We start from the raw sequence: 20,280 nt of genomic DNA, 5'->3' as shown, positions 1-20,280 counted from the left end.
AACAAACATGGGCCAGACACAGCCGAGCGAGCGCATCAAATATGTCGTGGAAGGCGGGCACGCGCTGAAGGGCGAGATCGAGCCGAGCGGCAACAAGAACGCGGCGCTGCCGATCATCGCGGCTGCCCTTCTGACCTCCGAACGGGTGGAACTGACCAATGTGCCGCGCATTCGCGATGTCGAGGCGCTGGTGGAACTGATCCAGACCGTGGGCGCCAAAGCCCGCTGGACCGGCCAGAACGCGCTGGAAATCGAGGCCCGCGAAATTCGCCCGGCCGATCTCGATCCGGTTCTGTGTTCGCGCATCCGCGCCTCCATCCTGCTGGCCGGGCCGATGCTGGCGCGTTGCGGCGAGGTGACCCTGCCGCCGCCGGGTGGCGATGTCATCGGCCGCCGGCGCGTCGATACCCACTTCCTCGTTCTCCAGCAGTTGGGCGCTGAAGTTCATCTGAACGGCGCCTATGAATTCCGCACCTCCGGCCTTGCCGGCGCGGATGTGTTCTTCGACGAACCTTCGGTAACGGCGACGGAAAATGCGCTGTGTGCTGCGGTGGCGGCCACGGGCACCACCATCCTGCGCAACTGCGCTTCCGAACCGCATGTGCAGGATCTGGCCCGCTTCCTCATTGCCATGGGCGCGCGCATCGAGGGCATCGGCACCAACACCATGGTCATTCATGGCGGCACCGCCCTTTCCGGCACACGCCACCGCATCGGGCCGGATCACATCGAGGTCGGCTCGCTGATCGGCCTTGCCGCCGTCACGCGCTCGGAAATCACCATCCGCAATGCGGGCGTGGAACATCTCCGCTCGACGCTGATGAATTTCGAACGGCTGGGCATCCGCTGCCGCATCGAGGGTGACGATCTCGTCGTGCCTGCGGGTCAGGAGATGAAGATCAAGCCGGATTTCGGCGGCCACGTGCCGAAGATCGAGGATCAGCCCTGGCCGGCTTTCCCCGCCGATACGATGTCGATTGCCATCGTCACCGCCACGCAATGCGAGGGCATGGTGCTTCTGTTCGAAAAGATGTTCGAAAGCCGCATGTTCTTCGTGGACAAGCTGATTGCCATGGGCGCGCGCATCGTGCTGTGCGATCCGCATCGGGCCGTGGTCTCCGGCCCGGCGAAGCTGACGGGAGCCCGCGTGGAAAGCCCGGATATTCGCGCCGGCATGGCCATGCTCATTGCCGCCATGTGCGCCGAGGGCACCAGCACCATCGAAAACGCCCAGCAGATCGAACGCGGTTACGAGCGCATCGACGAGCGGTTGAACGCGCTTGGCGCGCGCATCACCCGCATCCCGCCGCGCGGCTGATCAGTCCGTGGGGGTGGCGACGAGGAAAAGGATGTCGATATCCTTTTCCGGATTGAAATCCGTTGCTTCCATGCGGAACGTGGTCGGCCCCACCTTCTTGACGCCTGCGCCGCAGAAGCTGACGAAATTGTCGGGCGCGCCCTTGTCCACCGTCAGGCTGAAGTGGCCGATGGGACCGGACCAATTGGCGCCCGTGCTCAACACGTAGGACATCCAGTTTTCGGTGTAATAAGGCCCCTTGCCGGCCTCATGGGCCTTGCCGATCCGCACCGCTGTCTTGGCGAAATCCTTGTCGACACAGTATTGCGCGTTGCGCGCGGCGCCTTCCGGCGTATCGCCGTCATAGGTCGACAGGCCGACCGTGCCGCCCACACTCGGCTTGTAGCGATGGCTGACGCGAACCGTGCCGCTTTTCGGGAACACGGTTTTCCACCAGTAGGTGGAACGCAGGGTCCAGACCGGCGTGTATTCCGTGACCCGCTTGCCGTCCTGTTCGTAGGAGCTTGCCAGAACCAGTCCCTTGGCGACGAGATCCTGACGGGTCTGCGCGGACGCCGCCGCAATGGCCTCGATCGTCTTTTCGGCAAAGGGCAGAAGCGGGATGCCGGCGGCGCGCAGATCTTCCGTCCGGTCGATGTTCATGGCCAGAACGCGCTGGTCAAGCTGCGGCGTGATGGCCTGCCCGTCCTGCGTCACCGAGAAGCCGAGAAAATTATCCGCCTCGGCATCGCCGGTATCCGCCATGCTTTCCGGAGAACCAATCAGATCGGGCATCGGAAAGGCGACGACCCCTTCCACATCGTGGTCAGACGTGTTGCGGAACACATAATCCACCCGCACTTCCGCCATCGACAGGAAAAGGTCTTCCTTCTCCATCACGACGTCCTCGCTCTGAACATAGACAAGACCACCGGTCTTCATCTCGGCCATGGTGTCGTTGGCGAGACAGGGCACGGCCAAGGCAAGGATCGCCAGAGCGGTAAATGAGAGCGTTTTCATCAGGTTCCCCCGGATTGGATAAGGCGTCAGGATAGAGGGTACGCGCGGGCTGCGAAAGGTAGAAATAGGGGGAGTGTTTTGCAAAGCAGTCAGCGCTCAAGGTCAGGCCTTGCCACCCCGCCCCTAGCCAACGTGGTTCCTCGCCTGTAAGAGACCGGCATCGCCCCCTTTGACGAGAGTTTCCCATGCTGCCCTGGATCGAGCTGGACCGTGCGACCATTCCCGGTGAGGACGGGACGTTGCGGCTGAAGCAGCGGGGACAGGAATTTTCGATCATGCTGGGGCCGATCGAACTGATGAACAGCCGATTGAGCGGTTCGGAGGAAGCGCTGGCGACCTTCAGTTGCGAACGGCTGGCGGGGCGCAGCGCACCGACGATGCTGATAGGCGGGCTTGGCATGGGGTTCACGCTTCGGGCGGCGCTGAGCGCACTGCCTGCCGACGCCAAGGTGACGGTGGCCGAACTGGTGCCCGCCGTGGTGGACTGGGCGCGCGGACCGATGGCTGAGGTGCACAAGGGCACGCTGGACGACCCCCGCGTCGATATTCATGTCGGTGATGTCGGCGCACTGATCCGCTCGAAAAAGGCGGCCTATGACGCAATCCTTCTCGATGTGGACAATGGCCCGGACGGACTGACGCGCGCCTCCAATGACAGCCTCTATTCGCTGACCGGCCTGCGCGCCGCCTGGCAGGCGCTGCGGCCCAGAGGTGTTCTTGCCGTCTGGTCTTCCGCGCCCGATGCCGCCTTCACCCGTCGTCTGCGCGATGCGGGCTTTCAGGCCGAGGAAAAGCATGTGCGCGCCAACGGCAAGCGCGGCGGCGCACGCCATGTGATCTGGATGGCGGCCAAACGCTGAAACGCCCGCACTCCGATACGGAGCGCAGGCGTTTTCTGTCATCTTATGTCGGTTGATCCGGTCAGAACTCCGTCCAGTCCGGCTCGGACTTGCCGCCGGTTTCCTGCTTTGCGCCGAGTGCGCTGGCAAGCTTCTGGTTGAGCGCCAGTGCCGGAGACGGCACCGGGCGGGCTGTTGCAGGAGCAGGCTGCGGCGTGGTGATCTTACGCACCGGCTGGCGGGCAATGGGTTCGGCAAAGGGCCGCGGGGCAGAAGCCGGACCGCTTGAGGGCGGCGCGGAGCGGTTCACCGGTGCGGGCTGGGCAAAGCCGCCGCCGTCATCCATCTTGAATTGCGAGAGAAGCTCGTTCAGCGATTGGGCCTCGCGGGCCAGCGTGTGGCTTGCGGCGGTCTGCTGTTCGACCATGGCGGCGTTCTGCTGCGTGCCGTGATCCATGGTGTTGACGGCGGCATTGATCTCCTGAAGGCCGGTCGACTGTTCGCGGGCGGCGGTGACAATGGCCGAGACATGGCTGTCGATTTCCTCGACCTCGGAAATGATCGCCTCGAGCGCCTGGCCGGTTTCATCCACCAGCGCCACGCCGTTGTGAATCTGCTGGCTGGAGGCGCCGATGAGCATCTTGATTTCCTTGGCGGCATTGGCCGAGCGCTGGGCAAGCTCGCGCACTTCCTGCGCCACGACCGCGAAACCCTTGCCGGCCTCGCCCGCCCGCGCCGCCTCGACGCCGGCATTCAGAGCCAGCAGGTTGGTCTGGAAGGCAATTTCATCGATCACGCCGATGATGTTGCCGATGGCCTGCGACGACTTCTCGATCTCGCGCATGGCGGCGACGGCGCGGCGCATGACATCGCCGGATTTTTCGGCCTCGCCGCGGGCGCGGGCCACGAGTTGTCCGGCCTGCTCGGCGCCGCGGGCGGAATCGCGCACGGTGATGGTCACTTCTTCCAGCGCGGCGGCGGTTTCCTCGACAGAGGCCGCCTGCTGCTCGGTGCGGCGGGCCAGTTCATCCGTGGCGGCGCGGATTTCGGACGAACCGGTCTTGATGGTGGAAGCCGTGACGCCCACCGTTTTCAGCGTGGCCTGCAGCTTTTCCAGCGCGTTGTTGAAATCGACACGCAGTTCATCGAGATGCGGTGCAAACGCCTGGTTCAGCCGGCAGGAAACGTCGCCATCCGAGAGGGCCTTCAGGCCGGATGCCAGCGTTTCCACGGCAAAGCGGGCCTGATTGTCACGCTCGGCGCGATAGGCCTCGTTGCGGTGGCGCTCCTCATCGGTTTCGGCTCGCATGCGGTCGGCTTCGCTGGAAAGGCGCAGCTTGTCGATGGCGGCCTGCTTGAAGACCAGTACGGCCTTGGCCATGCGGCCGAGTTCATCGCCCCGATCAAGGCCGGGCACGTCGATATCGTTGTGGCCGGCGGCCAGACGCGTCATTGCGGCCGTCATGCCGACAACCGGAGTGACGAGCGACCGGGCGAGCAGCCAGATGAGCGCGACGGCAATGAGGCCGGCCAGCACGCCACCGAGAACGAGCGCCATGTAAATGGCGCTGTGGGCCGTCTGCTGTTCGGCAATCAATGCGCCAAGCCTTGCGCCGACCTTCTGCTTGAATTCGGCGGCGGTGGAGCGGAAGGCATCGAGCTGGCCCCTGGACGCATTGCGGCCGATCTCGATGATCTCCTCGATCGGCTTGTCGGTGTCCTTGCGGGCGGCGAGCTGCGGAACGGTCAGTTCCTTGTGAAAGACATCGGCGGCCTGACGGAGTGCGGCGATGGCGGCCAGTTCTTCCGGCCGACCAACGGCCAGCGTTTCGGCTTCGCCAAGGGCCGTCAGCATCTTTTCACGGTTGACGAAAACGTCCTTGTAGGTGCTTTCGCTGCGAAACAGCACGTAGCCGCGCTGGTTGACCGCCTGTTCCAGCATGGCCGAAAGCGCGTCATCCACCTTCAGCACCATCACGCCGATGCGGTTCACCTCATCGGAAACCACCCTGTTCTGTACCGAGGTCCAGAGAACACCGGCGGAGGCAAGGGCGCAGACACTCATGATGGCGGCAAAGGTCAGCACCAGCTTGAGGTTGATCGAGAGATTCTTCAGCGACATCAGCACAGATTCCAGAACGGCGGAGCGCAGAGGCAGCCCCGCAGCGGCGTTACCGCCGGCTCGAGCGTTGAAAGTCATTGGTCGATACGGCCGCCGTCATGGCGCCGTGCCGGGACTCGGCATGTGATCAGCGCAATTTTCCCGTGCTAATGTTGACATCCCCTTAAACACGCACCCCAAGAAAGCAGCCTGAATGCCCGCCTTCCGCGTGTTTTCGGGCCTTCCGGCGCCCGCCATCGCCACCATCCACAACAATTTTCTTGCGCCCGCCGCAAAGGCCGGTCATTGACGGTCGCATGGGACAAGACAAAGAAATTTTCCGCCTCGACCAGCTTCTCCTCAACCGCGGTCTTTTCGAAAGCCGCTCGCGGGCACGCGATGCCGTGCAGCGCGGCACGGTGAAGGTGAACGGCAGGGTCGTCAGCAAGCCATCCGCCAATGTGGCCGCCGATGTGGTGATCGAAACCGACGATCCGGCGCAGACCTATGTGTCGCGCGCCGCGCTGAAGCTCGTTGCCGCGCTCGACCACTTCAAGCTGTCGCCGGAGGGGCTCTCCTGCCTCGACGTCGGCGCCTCGACCGGCGGCTTCACGCAGGTTCTGCTGGAACGGGGGGCGGCACACGTCACCTCCGTCGATGTCGGCCACGGGCAGATGCATCCGAACATCTCCGGCCATCCGAAGGTCGTGAACATCGAGGGGCTCAATGCGCGCCACATGACGGCGGAAGACATTGGCGACGTGCCGGTGGAATTCGTCGTCTCGGACGTGTCGTTCATCTCCTTGAAGCTCGCGCTGGCGCCGGCACTGGATCTTGCCGAAACCGGCGCGACCTGCGTGCTTCTGGTCAAGCCGCAATTCGAGGCGGGGCGCGACGCCATCAGCAAGGCCGGCCTCCTGAAAGAGCCGGAAACGGCGCCGGATGTGGCCGCCGATCTCGAGAACTGGCTGGTCGCCGACATGGGCTGGACGAGCCTCGGTCTCATTCCCTCGCCCATCGAAGGGGGCGACGGCAACCGCGAATTTCTTCTTGCCGGGAAAAAACCATGAGCACGGAAACAGTTACCATTGCCAATCTCGGTGCCGAAGGCGACGGCGTTGCCCACACGCCGGCCGGTGCGGTCTATGTGCCCTTTGCGCTGCCGGGCGAAACCGTGGCGATCGCGCGGGTGAAGAACCAGGGCACGATCATGTCGATCACCACGCCTTCGCCCGACCGGCGCGCACCGGCCTGCCGTCATTTCGGCCCGGATGCGGAAGGCGGCGCCTGCGGCGGCTGTTCGTTGCAGCACTATGCCGATGCCCCCTATCAGGCCTACAAGCGCGGCCTCGTGGTGGACGCATTGAAGGCCAAGGGGCTCGATGTTCCGGTCGCACCGCTCATTCCCGCGCAACCCGGCGAACGCCGGCGCACCGTCTTCACCATGCGGCGCACGGAAAAGGAAATGCTGATCGGCTTCAATCAGGCCGGCAGTCACCACATCGTCTCCATCCGGGAATGTCCCGTCGCCGTGCCCGGCATCGTGGCGCGGCTTGACGACATCCGCGCCATCGGCAGCGCGCTTGCGACCAGCGCCGACCCGTTCCGGGTCACGGTTCTCGAAACCGCGACCGGCCTCGATCTCGGCTTCGAGGGTATTCGCAAGCTGGGTGATAAGGAACGGCAGGCGATGACGCGCACCGTACTGCGCCTCAAGGGCATTGCCCGCGTTTCCCACGAGGGAGAAATCCTGATCGAGCCGGTGAAGCCGCTCATTTCCTTCGGCGGCGTCCCCGTCTCCCCCGCACCCGCGGGCTTCACGCAGGCGACCGTTGCAGCAGAAGAGGCGATGGCCGAACTCGTTCTCGGGCATCTGGCGAAGGCGAAGAAGATCGCCGACCTCTTTGCCGGTGCCGGTACCTTTGCGCTGAGGCTTGCCCGCAAGGCGAAGGTTCACGCCGTGGAAGGCGAAGCCAAGGCGCTCGCCGCCCTCGACCTCGCCGCGCGCAACACGCAGGGCCTGAAACCGGTGACGGTGGAAAAGCGCGATCTCTTCCGCCGTCCGCTGATGGTGAGCGAGTTGAAGGGGTTTGATGGTCTCGTCTTCGACCCGCCGCGCGCCGGGGCTGAAGCGCAGGTGAAGGAACTGGCCCGCACCGCCGTTCCACGCATCGCCGCCGTGTCCTGCAATCCGCTGACGCTGGCGCGTGACCTTCGTGTTCTGGTCGATGGCGGCTATCGTATCGACAGCGTTACGCCCATCGACCAGTTTTTGTGGTCATCGCATGTGGAAGCGGTGGCGCTGCTTTCCAGGGAGAAGTGAGGGGCGACCCTCACTTGTTCAGGAAGGCTTCGAAGGCCTTGCGGGCTTCGGCGCTTTTCAGGCGGGCGGCGAAATAGACGAGTTCCTCGTTCATCCGTTCCATCAGCGGCGCGCGATCACCGCGCAACAGGGCGCGGGAGACGGCGAGCGCTTCCGGAGGCAGCGTGGCGAGACGCGCGGCGATCCGCAGCGTTTCGGGCGCCACCTCTGCCGGATCGACAAGGCGATAGACGAGGCCTGCATCCTTCGCTTCCTGACCGGTGAACCCTTCGCCAGCCACGAGCAGCGCAAAAGCGCGCTGATAGCCCATCACGCGCGGCGCAATGAGGCTGGAGCCCGCTTCCGGCACGAGACCGAGATCCACGAACGGCGCCTTGAACAGGCTGCGGGCGGAGGCGACGGTCAGGTCGCAATGCATGTTGATGGTCGTGCCAATACCGATGGCCAGACCATCGACGCCCGAAACGATGGGCTTGGCGCTATCGGCCAGTTCCTGAAGGAAATCGAAGGCGACAGGACGCGAGAACGAGCCGCTCATCGCATAGGTCAGGAAGTCTTTCATATCGTTGCCGGCGGTGAAACAGCCATCCGTTCCTAAAACGGCAATGGCCCGAATGGCGGGGTCCGCGTTGGCGGTTTTCAGCGCTTCGGCCATGCGACCATACATGGCCTCGGTGATGGCGTTCTTCTTCTCCGGCCTGTTGAACCGGATGATCTGCACTCCCGGAAAGGATTCCACCTGCTCCAGGAGAATATGATGTTCAGACATGATCTTCCTCCTCTGGCGGTTCTCACGATGCCAGCCTCCCCCGACTATCGCAGAAACTTCCTGCCAATCCCTAAAACCTGTCCTGAAGTTTTGAAGGACCGTTCCTTCTGATTAGTTTCTTTTTACGTAAACGTCAAATTAAAGCCAAACAAAAACGCCCGGCGGTGAGGCCGGGCGTTGCGGTTCGATCAGGCTCCAGCGCTCAATAATACGGCGACAGGCACTGCTGACGCGGGCCGTAATTGGGCTGGAACGTGTTGTCGTAGGAGCGGTACGAACGGTAGCGCGAGGCACACCAGTCGTAATGCTTCGGGTTAATGCCACCGGCTGCCGGGCGCGAAGGCGCGGACGGCTGGGCGATAGCGCCGCCGATGATGGCGCCGGCGGCGAAGGCGGCCAGCGGGAACCAGTAACCATTGTGGTAACGGTAGCCCGGACGCGCTTCACGATAACCCCGATGACCGTTGTACCAGCCATCCCGGCGCGGCGGCGGACGATCGTAGGAATAGCGCGGCGGCGGCGGCGGGCGACGATAGCCGGGGGGCGGACCGTAGCCCGGACCGGGCGGGCCCCACTGGACCAGTTCGATATTGCCCTGCGCGACCGGCGCCTTGACCAGCGGCATGGCTTCGACCGGCAGCAGCGTGCCGAGAATCATGGCCGCGGAAAGGCCGGCCGAGAGAAGCGTCTTCATAACCCTGCTCATCCTGTATCCCTCCAGTAACGGCCGGCAGCCGCCGACCTTATGGGCCCCGTTCTAGCGCGCTCACAATGAACCCGACATTAACGGAATCCTCATCCGCACATTGCCCCACAAGCCTGCCGCACTCAACGAAAAAGTGTCATGTTTACCGTCCGGCAAGGGCAAAGTGATTGATCCCCCGCACCGTTACGCGCTAAGGACTTGGCCCGGAGAAGGCGGGACGGACATGGCGAGAACGCTGACAATCGACGGACAGGAAGACACGGTGCTGGCCGAGGCCTCGGCAGTGCTGGCGCGCGGCCTGCCGGTCGCCATTCCCACGGAGACGGTCTACGGCCTGGCCGCGGACGCCACCAATGCAGAAGCCGTGCGCCGCATCTATGCCGTCAAGGGCCGCCCGAGCATCAATCCGCTGATCTGCCATATGTCCGATCTCGCCATGGCCGAAGGATACGCAACCTTCGATCCGCTGTCGCGCCGGCTGGCCGAAGCTTTCTGGCCGGGACCGCTGACGCTGGTGCTGCCACTGAAGCCGGACAGCCCGATTGCCCGCGAAACCACGGCGGGCCTGACCACCGTCGGTATCCGCGTGCCGCAGGGTTTTGCCGGCGCTTTGATTGCCGCCTATGGCAAGCCGCTGGCCGCACCGAGCGCCAACCCTTCCGGTCGCATCAGCCCGACGGCTGCCTCCCATGTCGAGGCGGGCCTTGGCGAGCGGCTCGAACTCATTCTGGATGGTGGGCCGGCAACCGTCGGCGTCGAATCCACAATCGTCAAGGTCGAGGCCGACGGCACCTTGCGGCTGCTGCGCCCCGGCGGGCTTTCGGCGGATGAGATCGAGCGCGTGGCGGGTGTGACGTTGACGCGCGGCAAGGCGGGCGCGGCGGCCATCGAGGCGCCCGGCATGCTGCCTTCCCATTACGCGCCGCGCGCGGCCGTACGCATGAACGCAACCGAGGTGCGCCCCGGCGAGGCCTTCCTGAAATTCGGCGCGGATTCCGTACCGGGCGAGGACAAGGCCGCCGCGATCTTCGCGCTCAGCGCATCCGGCAATGCGGCCGAGGCCGCGAGCCATCTGTTCGAACTGATGAAGCGCGCCGACGAGGCGGGCGTTACCTCCATCGCCGTTTCCCCCATTCCCTCGACCGGGCTCGGCGAGGCGATCAACGACAGATTGGTCCGCGCGGCCGCCCCCCGGCCCGGCCCTGTAACTGACGAAGGCACATCATGACCGGCAACGCGCCCTCCTCCGAACTTCTCGACCGTTTCGCAGCCATCGTCGGCGACACCTATGCGATCCGCGATCCGAAGGCCATGGGGGCCTATGTGACCGAGCCGCGAAGCTTCTACGAAGGAGCCTCCCCCATCGTGTTGCGCCCCGGTTCCACGCAGGAAGTGTCGGAGATCCTGAAGCTCGCGTCGGAGACGGGCACGGCGGTGGTGCCGCAAAGCGGCAATACCGGTCTCGTCGGCGGCCAGATCCCCCGCCGTGGCAAGCCGGATGTGATCCTGTCGCTCGACCGCATGAACAAGGTTCGTGACATCGATCCGGTTGCCAATGTGCTGGTCGTGGATGCCGGCGTCATTCTGGCCGATGTGCAGAAGGCGGCCGAAAGCGTCAACCGCCTGTTCCCGCTTTCGCTCGGCTCCGAGGGTTCCTGCCGCATCGGTGGCAATCTGGCGACCAACGCCGGCGGCACCGCCGTTCTCGCCTATGGCAACACCCGTAATCTTTGCCTTGGCCTTGAGGTCGTGCTGCCCACCGGCGAAATCTGGGACGGGCTGCGCCGCCTGAAGAAGGACAATACCGGTTACGACCTGCGCGACCTGTTCATCGGCTCGGAAGGCACGCTGGGTGTCATCACAGGCGCGGTGCTGCGGCTGTTCCCGCGTCCGGTCGGCCATCAGGTCGCCTTTGCCGGCGTCAATTCACCGGAGGATGCGCTGGCGCTGTTCGATCTCGCCACCGGGCTCTGCCACACCGCACTGACCGGTTTCGAGCTCATGTCGCGCATGTCGGTGGATTTCGCCGTTCGCCACATCGAGGGCGTGCGCGATCCGCTGCCGGATGGCGAATATCCCTGGTATGTGCTGATCGACATTTCCACCGCCGACTCCGAGGAAAGCGCGGAAGCATTGATGACCACCGTGCTGGAACAGGGTTTCGAGCAGGGTTTCGTGGTCGACGCCGTCATCGCCTCTTCCGTCGCCCAGCAGACGGCCCTGTGGCACATGCGCGAAACCGTTTCGGAAGCACAGAAGCCTGAAGGCGGCTCGATCAAGCATGACGTTTCCGTGCCGGTGTCGCGCATTCCAGCCTTTCTGGCCGAAGCCGATGCGGTAGTGAAGAAGACCATTCCCGGCGCGCGCATCTGCGCCTTCGGCCACATGGGCGACGGCAACATTCACTACAACGTCTCCCAGCCCGTCGGAGCCGACAAGAAGGCCTTCCTCGACCGCTGGCACGAGTTGAACCACGCCGTTCACGCCGTGGTGCTGTCCTATAATGGCTCGATCTCCGCCGAACACGGCATTGGCCAGATCAAGCGCGACGAACTGGCGGAGGTGCGCGGCGAAGGCATCGAACTGAAGCTGATGCACCGCATCAAGGCGGCCTTCGACCCCGCCGGCATCATGAACCCCGACAAGGTGCTCAAGGTGCGGTAATGGGCGAAGCTTCCGTAAAGACGACGCTCAGGATCGACTTTCCAAACGGCATCCGTCTGGGGCCGGGCAAGGCCGATCTTCTGGGGCTCGTCGCGGAACACGGCTCCATCAGCGCAGCGGGGGCGGCCATGGGCATGTCCTATCGCCGCGCCTGGCTTTTGATCGATGAGATCAACCACATGTTCCGCGAACCCTCGGTGGTGACGCGCCACGGCGGTAAGGCCGGCGGCGGGGCGGAACTGACGCCCTTCGGACAGGACCTGCTGTCCCGCTACCGCAGCATGGAGGCGGCGGCGCGCGCCGCCATCGATGCCGACCTCACCTATCTCTGCGACGCACTGTCCGCGACCAAGCCGGATTAAATCTTTTGCCGGTACAGGTTTTCCGGCTCCGTGCGAACCGCCTTGAACAGCGCGTTCAACCGCTCGCCCGGTGCAATCCCGAGCCGCTCGGAGGAACGACGCGTGACTTCGGCACACAAGCGGTCACCGCCGCAATCGAGTTCCACCAGAATGGAGTTCTTGTCCTCGCGCAGGTTGACGACGATACCGGACAGGCGATTGAGGGTGGAAATCGCCTCCGGCAAGCCGCGCGCCAGTACGACATCGGCGGCCGGTACGAAGACGCGCACCGACTGGCCGATGGCAACGGGAGCCGCGCGCAGGTAAAGCTTGCCGCCGGGCGCATGGGCCAGCATCAGCCCCTCCCCTTCGAAGATTTCGGCCACCACCGCCGTGAGGAAAGAACCTGACCGCTGGCCGGAGACACCGCTGGCGAAGGCCGCCTCCGGCCCGCCCGTGGCAACGATGCGACCCGCCTCAAGCGCGACGACGTGGGTGGCCAGCCGCGCCACCTCCTCGATGGAATGGCTGATATAGAGGATCGGAATGCCCTCAGCGTCGCGGATACGCTCGATGTCGGGCAGGATATCCGCCTTCAAACCGGCATCGAGCGCCGAAAGCGGCTCGTCCATCAACAGGAGTTCGGGGGCCGAAAGCAGCGCGCGACCAAGCGCCACCCGCTGCTTTTCGCCGCCGGAAAGGCCCGAGGGGCGACGGTCGAGAAGCGGCGCGATGCGCAGGAGATCGGCGACACGCGCCATGCGCGCCGGTCGCTCGGCCTTCGCCACGTTACCCATGCCATAGGCGAGGTTCGCGCGCACGCTGACATGCGGAAAAAGCCGGGCCTCCTGAAATACATAGCCGATGCGACGACGATGCGGCGGCACGAAGATACCGGCATCCGTATCGTTCCACACCCGGTCATCGAACAAAATGCGCCCCTTTTGCAGGGGAATGAGGCCGGCGATGAGATTGATCAGCGTTGTCTTGCCGGAACCGGAAGGGCCGGAAAGCGCGGTCAGGCCATCGGCTGCGGAAAAGGCCGCGCCGAGGGTGAACTCGCCGTGCCTGTGGGTGACGTCGACCAGCAGGCTCATGCACCCATCCTCCGGGCGATGCGCCGCGCCAGCACTTCGGAGGCGATGAGCGCCATCAGCGAGATCACGATGGAAATGGCAGTAAGCCGCGCGGCCCCCGCCTCCCCGCCCGGCACCTGCGTATAGGTATAGATGGCGGCGGCAAGCGTCTGGGTTTCGCCGGGAATGTTGGAAACGAAAGTGATCGTTGCCCCGAATTCACCGAGCGCCTTGGCGAAGCCGAGAATGGTACCGGCGACGATGCCCGGCAGGATGAGCGGCAATGTGATCGTGAAGAACACCTTCACAGGACCGGCGCCGAGCGTTGCGGCAGCGGCTTCCAGCCTGCGGTCGACGGCGTCGATCGAAAGCCGTATGGAGCGCACCATGAGGGGAAAGCCCATGACGGCGGCGGCGAGCGCCGCTCCCGTCCAGCGGAACGAAAAGACAAGGCCGAACCACTCATTGAGGACGGCACCGATTACCCCCCGCCGCCCGAAGGCGATGAGGAGCAGGTAGCCTGTCACGACCGGCGGCAGGATGAGCGGCAGGTGAACGAGGCCATTGACGAGACCGACGCCCGGCAGGCGGCTGCGGGAGAGAAGCAAGGCCACCGCGATGGCGACCGGCAGCGCGAAGGCAACCGCCACGACGGCCACCTTCAGGCTGAGCATCACCGCTACCCATTCGGCATCGGACAGGCCCATCCGGCGTTACTTCGCCAGCACCGTGAAGCCGGCGGCCTCGAAGGCAGCCTTCGACTTTTCGGTCTTGAGCAGGTCGAGGAAGACCGCAGCGACCGGCGACTTCGCCTCCTTCAGAACGGCAGCCGGATAGATGATCGGCTTGTGCGTGTCTTCCGGGAACCGGTCGAGGATCTTCACCTTGGGGTCGACCTTGGCATCCGTTTCATAAACGATGCCGAAGGGCGCTTCGCCGCGCGAAACGAGCAGCAGGGCGGCGCGAACGTTTTCCGCCTGTGCCACCTTGGCGGAAACGCTCTCCCAGACACCAAGCTTTTGAAGCGCGGCCTTGCCATACTTGCCGGCGGGGACGCTGTCGACATTGCCCATGGCAAGCTTTTCGTTGCCGAGCGCACCGGCAAGATCGAAGCCGGGCGCGACCTTCAACTCTGCTTTGGAATCGGCGGGCGCCACCAGCACGATGCGATTGGCGAGCAGCGAAAGACGCGTGCCCTCCTTCACGAGACCCTGCTTCTCCACATTGTCCATCCAGTCGAGATCCGCGGAAATGAAGAGGTCGGCCGGCGCACCTTCGGCGATCTGCTTGGCCAACGCCGACGACGCGGCAAAGGAGAACACGGCCTCGTTGCCCGTTTCCTTCTTCCACTCTTCGGAAATCGACGTCAGCACGTCCTTGAGGCTGGCGGCGGCAAAAACCGTGACCTTTTCGGCGGCGGAGGCCGAAATCGGTCCGGAAATGAGGGCGAGCAGCAGCAAGAGAAAGCCGCCGAGGCGAGCGCGCATCACAAATCGTTTCATGGAATCTCCCTTCCGATATGTTTCACCGAATATATCGAAGGGTCGAACGGGTCAACCGGTTGGACACCCGCCAAAAGGAAGAAGGCGGCACCCCGGAGGATGCCGCCTTTCGAAAATCGGAAAGCCGACTGAAACCGTCAAGACGTCAGAAGCGTCAGCGCTGCCGAAGAGGCGTTGCTGTTGGAGGAATCGAAAAGAGCCGTGTAGCGCTGGATCAGCGTGCGAACATAGGCGGGATCGTCAAGCTTTTTGACATCCACCAGTTTCTCGATCATCTCCTTCTGCTTGTCCACTTCCATATTCGAGAAGTAGGTGGAAAGGCTGAAGGTCTTGGTGAAGAACTGCGTGAGGGCGCTGTCGTTGAGGAAGCTGTAGGCCGAGGTGATCTCGGGCGCCTTGCGCTGGAAGTAAAGGGCGAGGCGCACCCCTTCCGAACTGTCGCCTTCCTTTTGTTCCAGCATCTGACGCACATAGAGATTGACGGTTTCGAGCACATCGCCGCGCTGCTGCACGGCACCGAGAACCGACTTGTCATCGGTCAGCTTGCCTTTGCTATCGAAGTTGAACGAGGCGACCAGTTCGGCAAAATCCTTGTTCTCCTGCTGGTTCACGAAGCTCTTGGGGTCCGAGAAATCGGAAAGGAACATCTTTTTCAGGTCGGCGGTGGTGACCGATTTCGGATCGATGTCGCGCGAGGTCAGCATCACATCGACAAGACGGGAATCCTTCAGCAGCTCATCGACCGTGGTGATGCGGGCAAGCTGTTCCTTGTAATAGGTGATCTCCGTCTCAGCCTTCTTGGTGGCGGTTTCCGCCTCCTTGCCCGTCAGGAAGCGGACCTTCTGCGACTTGTAGGCCGATGTGAGGTCATTGACGACCCCTTCGGACTGGGCCTGCAACGGCACTTCGATATTGCCCTTGGCATCGAAATTGAAGGCCTTGGCGAACTTGACCAGATTATCGTCCTTGAGCGTATAGATATAGCTGCTCTTGTCCGACAGATCACTCGTCAGGATGCGCCGTACCTTGGTTTCGGAATATTTGGACGAATCGATGCCGTAGGCTTCCATGGCCATCTGCCACAGTTCCGGCTTGTCGCCATAGGTCGCATATTCCTTGCCGGTGACGGCGTTACTCTGCCAATAGGACTTGTTGGTTTCCATAAGGTCGCTGAGCGATTTCACAGCGTCGATGCGCTTCTCGTAGTTCTCCATCGCCAGGTCGATGTCGTCCTGATAGGCGGTGAGGTAATTCGTCTTGTACTTTGCGGCGATGTCCTGCAGCGGATTCATCGTCACCTCAACGCCCTTCACGTTGGTGAAAGTAATATCCGCGTTGCTCTGGGCGGTCATTCCGGATTTGACGGTGCCGTCGCTGTTGAAATTGAAAAAGCGCGGGAAGTCCTGAAGCCCCTTCACCGCCGCCGAACTGTTGGCATTTTCGGGGTCGCTCAACAACATGGCGCGAACGGTCGAGGCGGAGGTCACGGAACTGAGGCCGTAAGCCGTCTTGATGTACTCCACGACGCGCGCATCGTTGGTCAGGTCGTCCACGGTCGTCGCATTGGCAATGACTTCTTCATAATGGGCCTTGTTGGCGGCAAACAGCGTATAGGACGGGCCTTCGGAGACATTGATCAGATAGGTGGTCTTCATCGACTCCTTCTGCTCGGCCGTCTGGGCGGTGGCGTTCACCAGCGTTCCATCCGTGTTGAACGAAAACTGTGAAGCCATCGCCAGCGTCTTGTCGATGATACCGATCAGACGTTCGTTTTCGGTCATCGTCGTCTTGTAGTTCGAACGGATGACGGCAAGCTGACTGTCATCAGTGGTGCCGACCGCATCCTGCAGTGCCGTTTCATAGGTGCTGATCGAGTTCGCGTTCGCGGCCTTCGTATCCTCCAGCGTCTGGCGCTCCTCGGCCGTCAACGTCGTCGACGTATCGTTGAGTTTCGCATCGATGGAGGCGTTGGCAGAAATCAAGGCGCTGCGGTTGTCGATGGCATCGACCACCACCTTCAGGTCGCTGTTGGTGGACACCAGCGTGGCGCGCTTCTGAACATATTCGACATTGCCGTAGCTCGTCGGGTCGCTCATGTCGCTGGTCAGCAACTGCTTGAGCTTATCCTTGGAATAATAGTCCGTGTATACCCCGTACGCCTTCAGGGCATAGGACATCAGCCGCGAATTGTTCACCAGACCGTCAACGGTGGTGATCTTGTCGATCGCGGTGTTGTAGTACTTGGTTTCCGTGTTGATCGCGGCCTCGTTTGCCGTGAGGGATGCCTCGTAGGCGTCCTTCACATCACTTTCCTGCGCACTGGACTGCGCCGCCTTCGTGCCGCCTGCAAAATTGAAAGCCGCTGCAAATGTCTGGTAGCGCGTGTCCGTCAGCTTGTTGGCGAAGCTCGAGGAATCCGTCAGATCGCTTTCGAGGATCTTGCGCATGAAGGCCTTAGCATAGGTCATGTCTTCCAGACCATAGGCCTTCATCGCATAGGAATAGAGCCGGTAGTCCTTCATGAACTCGTCGACCGAGGTCACGTTACCGATGTTGGCCTGATAATATTCCGTCTCGCGCTTGACCTGGGAGTCCGATGCAACGCGGTTGAGCGATGTGTTCAGGTCCTTGGTAACGATCAGATAGCTCGTATAGGTCGACAGGGTCACGGAATAAGTCCTTCGATGCAAAGGCCCAGTTCATGGCCCGGAGCGGAACGCAGGCATCGCGCCGCAGGATCGGTGTTTTGATCATAACCCCGCTTCCTTAACCGAAGCTTTACACATCTTGTGCAAGCGCCCCGCCGCGCTGACGGGCCGAGTGCAAGACTTTCTCAACCCTGTCCATTGGCGAAAGTGCTAACCATTGGAAACAGCAATGTTTTCTTTACCGCGATTTTTAAGTGGTCTCCAACGGGGCGGCGGTATCGTGCATCCATCAGAGGACGAAAACGTCCCGACTGCTCAGGAGCGGAAGACTCCGAAGGTAAGACAAGGGAAATGATACGATGGCTAACACGGTTCTGAAGCCCGTCTGGGCGGAGGCTGCATTCCGGATCGATCCGGCTCGCTTTCCGCAGCAGGTGGAATACGCACTGAACAGCGAGAACGGCAATGTCAGCGTGACGCTGGATGAACGCGGCGCCGTGCTGCGCCGCATCCTGCCCCAAAGCGGCCTGCCCATCTCGTTTGCCCTGCCGGCCCGCGCCTTCAAGGGCATTGCCGCCCGCGCCATCGACCATGGCGACGGCACGATGACCGTCACGCTCGAACTTCACCACGAGGACCCCGACCTCTCCATTCCGCTGCTCGTCGCCCATGACCTGTGCGACATCGCCGCCGACTGGCGCTCCTGGTCCGTCGCCTTCCGTGTGCCGATGCTGATGGTTGAAGCCGATGGCGTTGCCCGCCCGCTGGAGGACCATATCGGCCCTATCCGTCGCGAGCCCACCGCCGAGCGCCGCCGCCACGCCTATTTCGCCGATCGCCGTCCCCGTTTCCTCGTTCGCCGCAAGACCGGCTCGCTGGGCGTGACGATGAAGATCGAAGGCAAGGAAATCATCGCGCGGTCTTAAAAAAGGCCGACCTCCGGCCCAAAGATCCACCGCTCCGCGCGAGATCAGGCCCGGCTTCCCGTGAAGCCGGGCCTGTCTTTGTTTTCATGGATGCTCAGCCGGGAAGAAAAAGCAGAGAGAGCAGCAACCCGGCGAAGATCAGCGCTCCGACGCGGTTGTTCGACTTGAACAACGCCAGACATTGGTCGGGATTGTCGATATCCAGCACCAGAATTTGCCAGACCAGCATGACGCCGCCGGCCAGAAGTCCGACATAAGCCACCGGCCCGATGCCGGCGAGCGCAAAGGAGGCGGCAATCGCAAGGAAGGTCGCCCCGTAAAGCCGCCAGAGCCAGGTCTTCGTGCGTTCCCCGAACAGCCGCGCCGTCGAACGCACGCCGACAAGCGCGTCGTCCTCCTTGTCCTGATGGGCGTAGATCGTGTCATAGCCGATGGTCCAGACCACGGCCCCAACGTAAAGGATCACAGCCGCCCAGGAGAGATTGCCGAACATGCCGGCCCATCCCATGAGGGCGCCCCAGGAAAAGGCCAGTCCCAGAAAGAGCTGCGGCCAGTCGGTAAACCGCTTGGCAAAGGGATAGATGACCACCACAAGCAACGAGGCGATCGCCAGGCCGATGGCGAATGTATTGAACTGGAACAGGACGAGAAGCCCGACGAGAAGCTGAAGGGCGAGGAAAATCTTCGTCTGCAACCGGCTGACCCGCCCGGACGGCAGCGGTCGCGAACGGGTGCGCGCCACCTGCGCATCGATATCGTGGTCGACCAGATCGTTCCAGGTGCAGCCCGCGCCGCGCATGGCAACGGAGCCGATGAAGAACAGGAACAGGTGGAAGATGAAGATCGGCAGATAGAACTGCTGCTCGGCCTTGGCGACATTGGCGGCCATCGCCGCCGACCAGAAGCACGGCCACATCAGAAGCTGCCAGCCGATGGGCCTGTCCCAGCGTGCAAGCTGGGCAAAAGGCCAGAGCCAGCGTGGCAAAAAGCGATAGACCCAATTATCGGAAGGCGCGTCGATAACGCGTCCATCCCCGGCCGTGGTCTCGTTCATGGTGGGCTCCCGTCCTTGATCGACAAAGGGGAGCGTCGCTTCTCAAGCGGCTCCCCTCTTCCGTCAAGTATCGGCGCACCGCCGCCAAGGTCAAGCTTCGGCGGAAATGGCGGCTCTTATTCCAGCGTAAAATTGAATTTGTAGCTGGCGGACAAGCCGATCACGAGCTGGTTTTCAGAGCCGCGCTCCTTCACAAGGCTCGAATCGGCGGCAGGGCCCATCAGGCGGCGATATTCGACGAAGGAAGAGGCCGTGATGTTTTCCGTCGGCTTCCAGTCGACCGCACCGCCGACGCCGATGGAGTGCAGGCCACCCGAGGGCGAATAGGCGCTGGGGCCGCCGGCCGCGGCGCTGGCGGCGGACACGCCGTAATAATGATCGAAGTAATCGGCACTGGCGAAGCGCATGCGCGGACCGGCCGAAACGCGAATGTTCGGGGTCACGTCCACGAAGCCGTCGGCGGCGATATCGCCAACCACGCCGTGGTGGCTGCGAATGCCCTGGCGCACTTCACCCCGCACGCGGAGATATTCAGTCGGATAGACTTCGGCGAAACCACCGAGTTCGCCGCCGAGCTTCACCTCCCTCATACCCTTCAGTTCCTTCTCGTCATCCGGATCGCGCGGCATCACGAGTTTGCCGGTGACACCGGCGCGGAAGGCGCCTTCGTCAAACAGCGACAGCGACGGATTATCGTTGCGCGAAACGTAGCGCGGGCCAGCACCCTGCTTGCCGAGCGAAATAATCGGTGCAAACTGGAGGGAGTTCTTTTTGGAACCTTCGAATTTCGGCCCCACGAAACCGGTGCCTCCGAGCGTCAACGCCCAGTCGCCGGACCAGAGATGATCGCCCGCCAAAGCGGTTTGGGCAGAAAGAAAGGAGAGGCTGGCAGCCAGAACGGCAAATGCAGGCTTGAACACGACAAAACTCCGGAAAACGCAGTACCCGCAACCCCACCGGGGAGGTTGCTCACGAGCCCATAATGAACCGTTAGGCTTAACACCCTCTTAAATT

Annotated in this window: 18 protein-coding genes; 8 read left to right on the top strand and 10 right to left on the bottom strand. The window is 62.8% G+C overall.

What is annotated here, in order from left to right:
* Nucleotides 1-7: 7 nt before the first annotated feature.
* A complete protein-coding gene (gene murA / locus GGQ66_RS14360; protein WP_183793413.1) occupies nt 8-1,318 on the top strand; it encodes a UDP-N-acetylglucosamine 1-carboxyvinyltransferase in 1,311 nt (436 codons plus the stop codon).
* Here murA and GGQ66_RS14355 read toward each other — a convergent pair whose 3' ends face one another.
* Nucleotides 1,319-2,317, bottom strand: coding sequence for a DUF4424 domain-containing protein (locus GGQ66_RS14355; RefSeq protein WP_183793412.1), 999 nt, complete (start codon nt 2,315-2,317; stop codon nt 1,319-1,321).
* 185 nt (nt 2,318-2,502) lie between these two features.
* On the opposite strand from GGQ66_RS14355, the gene GGQ66_RS14350 reads away from it, so the two are divergent.
* A complete protein-coding gene (locus tag GGQ66_RS14350; protein ID WP_183793411.1) occupies nt 2,503-3,177 on the top strand; it encodes a spermidine synthase in 675 nt (224 codons plus the stop codon).
* A 61-nt stretch (nt 3,178-3,238) separates the two neighbouring features.
* Here the strand turns inward: GGQ66_RS14350 and GGQ66_RS14345 are convergent, their stop codons facing one another.
* The gene (locus GGQ66_RS14345; RefSeq protein WP_183793410.1) at nt 3,239-5,278 is read right to left on the bottom strand and encodes a methyl-accepting chemotaxis protein; all 2,040 of its coding nucleotides are present in this window, start codon (nt 5,276-5,278) and stop codon (nt 3,239-3,241) included.
* A 296-nt stretch (nt 5,279-5,574) separates the two neighbouring features.
* Here GGQ66_RS14345 and GGQ66_RS14340 point away from each other — a divergent pair, with 296 nt between their 5' ends.
* The gene (locus GGQ66_RS14340; protein ID WP_183793409.1) at nt 5,575-6,327 is read left to right on the top strand and encodes a TlyA family RNA methyltransferase; all 753 of its coding nucleotides are present in this window, start codon (nt 5,575-5,577) and stop codon (nt 6,325-6,327) included.
* Nucleotides 6,324-7,580: a class I SAM-dependent RNA methyltransferase gene (locus GGQ66_RS14335; protein ID WP_183793408.1), complete on the top strand. Its 1,257-nt coding sequence runs from the start codon at nt 6,324-6,326 to the stop codon at nt 7,578-7,580. Before GGQ66_RS14340 ends, GGQ66_RS14335 begins: the two co-directional genes overlap by 4 nt.
* Nucleotides 7,581-7,590: 10 nt before the next feature.
* On the opposite strand, the gene GGQ66_RS14330 is transcribed toward GGQ66_RS14335, so the two are convergent.
* Both GGQ66_RS14330 and GGQ66_RS14325 read right to left on the bottom strand, forming a co-directional pair.
* Nucleotides 7,591-8,349 carry a crotonase/enoyl-CoA hydratase family protein gene (locus GGQ66_RS14330; RefSeq protein WP_183793407.1) on the bottom strand — a complete coding sequence of 253 codons (759 nt, stop codon included), beginning with the start codon at nt 8,347-8,349 and terminating at the stop codon, nt 7,591-7,593.
* 202 nt (nt 8,350-8,551) lie between these two features.
* Nucleotides 8,552-9,055, bottom strand: coding sequence for a BA14K family protein (locus tag GGQ66_RS14325; protein ID WP_183793406.1), 504 nt, complete (start codon nt 9,053-9,055; stop codon nt 8,552-8,554).
* 223 nt (nt 9,056-9,278) lie between these two features.
* Between GGQ66_RS14325 and GGQ66_RS14320 the strand changes: the two genes are divergently transcribed.
* Genes GGQ66_RS14320 through GGQ66_RS14310 form a run of 3 tightly spaced genes read left to right on the top strand, consistent with a single transcriptional unit; the run spans nt 9,279 to nt 12,081 of the window.
* Nucleotides 9,279-10,283 (top strand): L-threonylcarbamoyladenylate synthase, encoded by a 1,005-nt coding sequence (locus GGQ66_RS14320; protein ID WP_183793405.1) that lies wholly within the window; start codon nt 9,279-9,281, stop codon nt 10,281-10,283.
* Nucleotides 10,280-11,719, top strand: a complete 1,440-nt coding sequence (locus GGQ66_RS14315) for an FAD-binding oxidoreductase (RefSeq protein ID WP_183793404.1) — start codon at nt 10,280-10,282, stop codon at nt 11,717-11,719. Before GGQ66_RS14320 ends, GGQ66_RS14315 begins: the two co-directional genes overlap by 4 nt.
* Nucleotides 11,719-12,081 (top strand): winged helix-turn-helix domain-containing protein, encoded by a 363-nt coding sequence (locus tag GGQ66_RS14310; protein WP_183793403.1) that lies wholly within the window; start codon nt 11,719-11,721, stop codon nt 12,079-12,081. Before GGQ66_RS14315 ends, GGQ66_RS14310 begins: the two co-directional genes overlap by 1 nt.
* Here the strand turns inward: GGQ66_RS14310 and modC are convergent.
* The 4 genes from modC to GGQ66_RS14290 all read right to left on the bottom strand — a co-directional run bounded on the left by modC (nt 12,078) and on the right by GGQ66_RS14290 (nt 17,307).
* Nucleotides 12,078-13,157 carry a molybdenum ABC transporter ATP-binding protein gene (modC, locus tag GGQ66_RS14305; RefSeq protein ID WP_183793402.1) on the bottom strand — a complete coding sequence of 360 codons (1,080 nt, stop codon included), beginning with the start codon at nt 13,155-13,157 and terminating at the stop codon, nt 12,078-12,080. The two genes, GGQ66_RS14310 and modC, sit on opposite strands and share 4 nt — an antisense overlap.
* Nucleotides 13,154-13,843 (bottom strand): molybdate ABC transporter permease subunit, encoded by a 690-nt coding sequence (gene modB, locus GGQ66_RS14300; protein WP_183793401.1) that lies wholly within the window; start codon nt 13,841-13,843, stop codon nt 13,154-13,156. The genes modC and modB overlap by 4 nt, the downstream gene beginning before the upstream one ends.
* A gap of 6 nt (nt 13,844-13,849) precedes the next feature.
* Nucleotides 13,850-14,623, bottom strand: coding sequence for a molybdate ABC transporter substrate-binding protein (gene modA / locus GGQ66_RS14295; protein WP_183793479.1), 774 nt, complete (start codon nt 14,621-14,623; stop codon nt 13,850-13,852).
* A gap of 152 nt (nt 14,624-14,775) precedes the next feature.
* Entirely contained in the window at nt 14,776-17,307 is a 2,532-nt protein-coding gene (locus GGQ66_RS14290; RefSeq protein WP_183793400.1) for a DUF1217 domain-containing protein, read from the bottom strand.
* Nucleotides 17,308-17,645: 338 nt separating this feature from the next.
* On the opposite strand from GGQ66_RS14290, the gene GGQ66_RS14285 reads away from it, so the two are divergent.
* Entirely contained in the window at nt 17,646-18,212 is a 567-nt protein-coding gene (locus GGQ66_RS14285; RefSeq protein WP_183793399.1) for a DUF6101 family protein, read from the top strand.
* A 94-nt stretch (nt 18,213-18,306) separates the two neighbouring features.
* On the opposite strand, the gene ubiA is transcribed toward GGQ66_RS14285, so the two are convergent.
* Entirely contained in the window at nt 18,307-19,266 is a 960-nt protein-coding gene (ubiA, locus tag GGQ66_RS14280; protein ID WP_183793398.1) for a 4-hydroxybenzoate octaprenyltransferase, read from the bottom strand.
* Nucleotides 19,267-19,382: 116 nt separating this feature from the next.
* Nucleotides 19,383-20,186 carry a MipA/OmpV family protein gene (locus tag GGQ66_RS14275; protein ID WP_183793397.1) on the bottom strand — a complete coding sequence of 268 codons (804 nt, stop codon included), beginning with the start codon at nt 20,184-20,186 and terminating at the stop codon, nt 19,383-19,385.
* Between the last annotated feature and the right edge of the window lie 94 nt (nt 20,187-20,280).

This window comes from Allorhizobium borbori, from assembly GCF_014196535.1.
Lineage (GTDB): Bacteria > Pseudomonadota > Alphaproteobacteria > Rhizobiales > Rhizobiaceae > Ectorhizobium > Ectorhizobium borbori.
The sequence above is the reverse complement of the archived record's forward strand: the minus strand, read 5'-3'. Positions and strand labels throughout refer to the sequence as shown.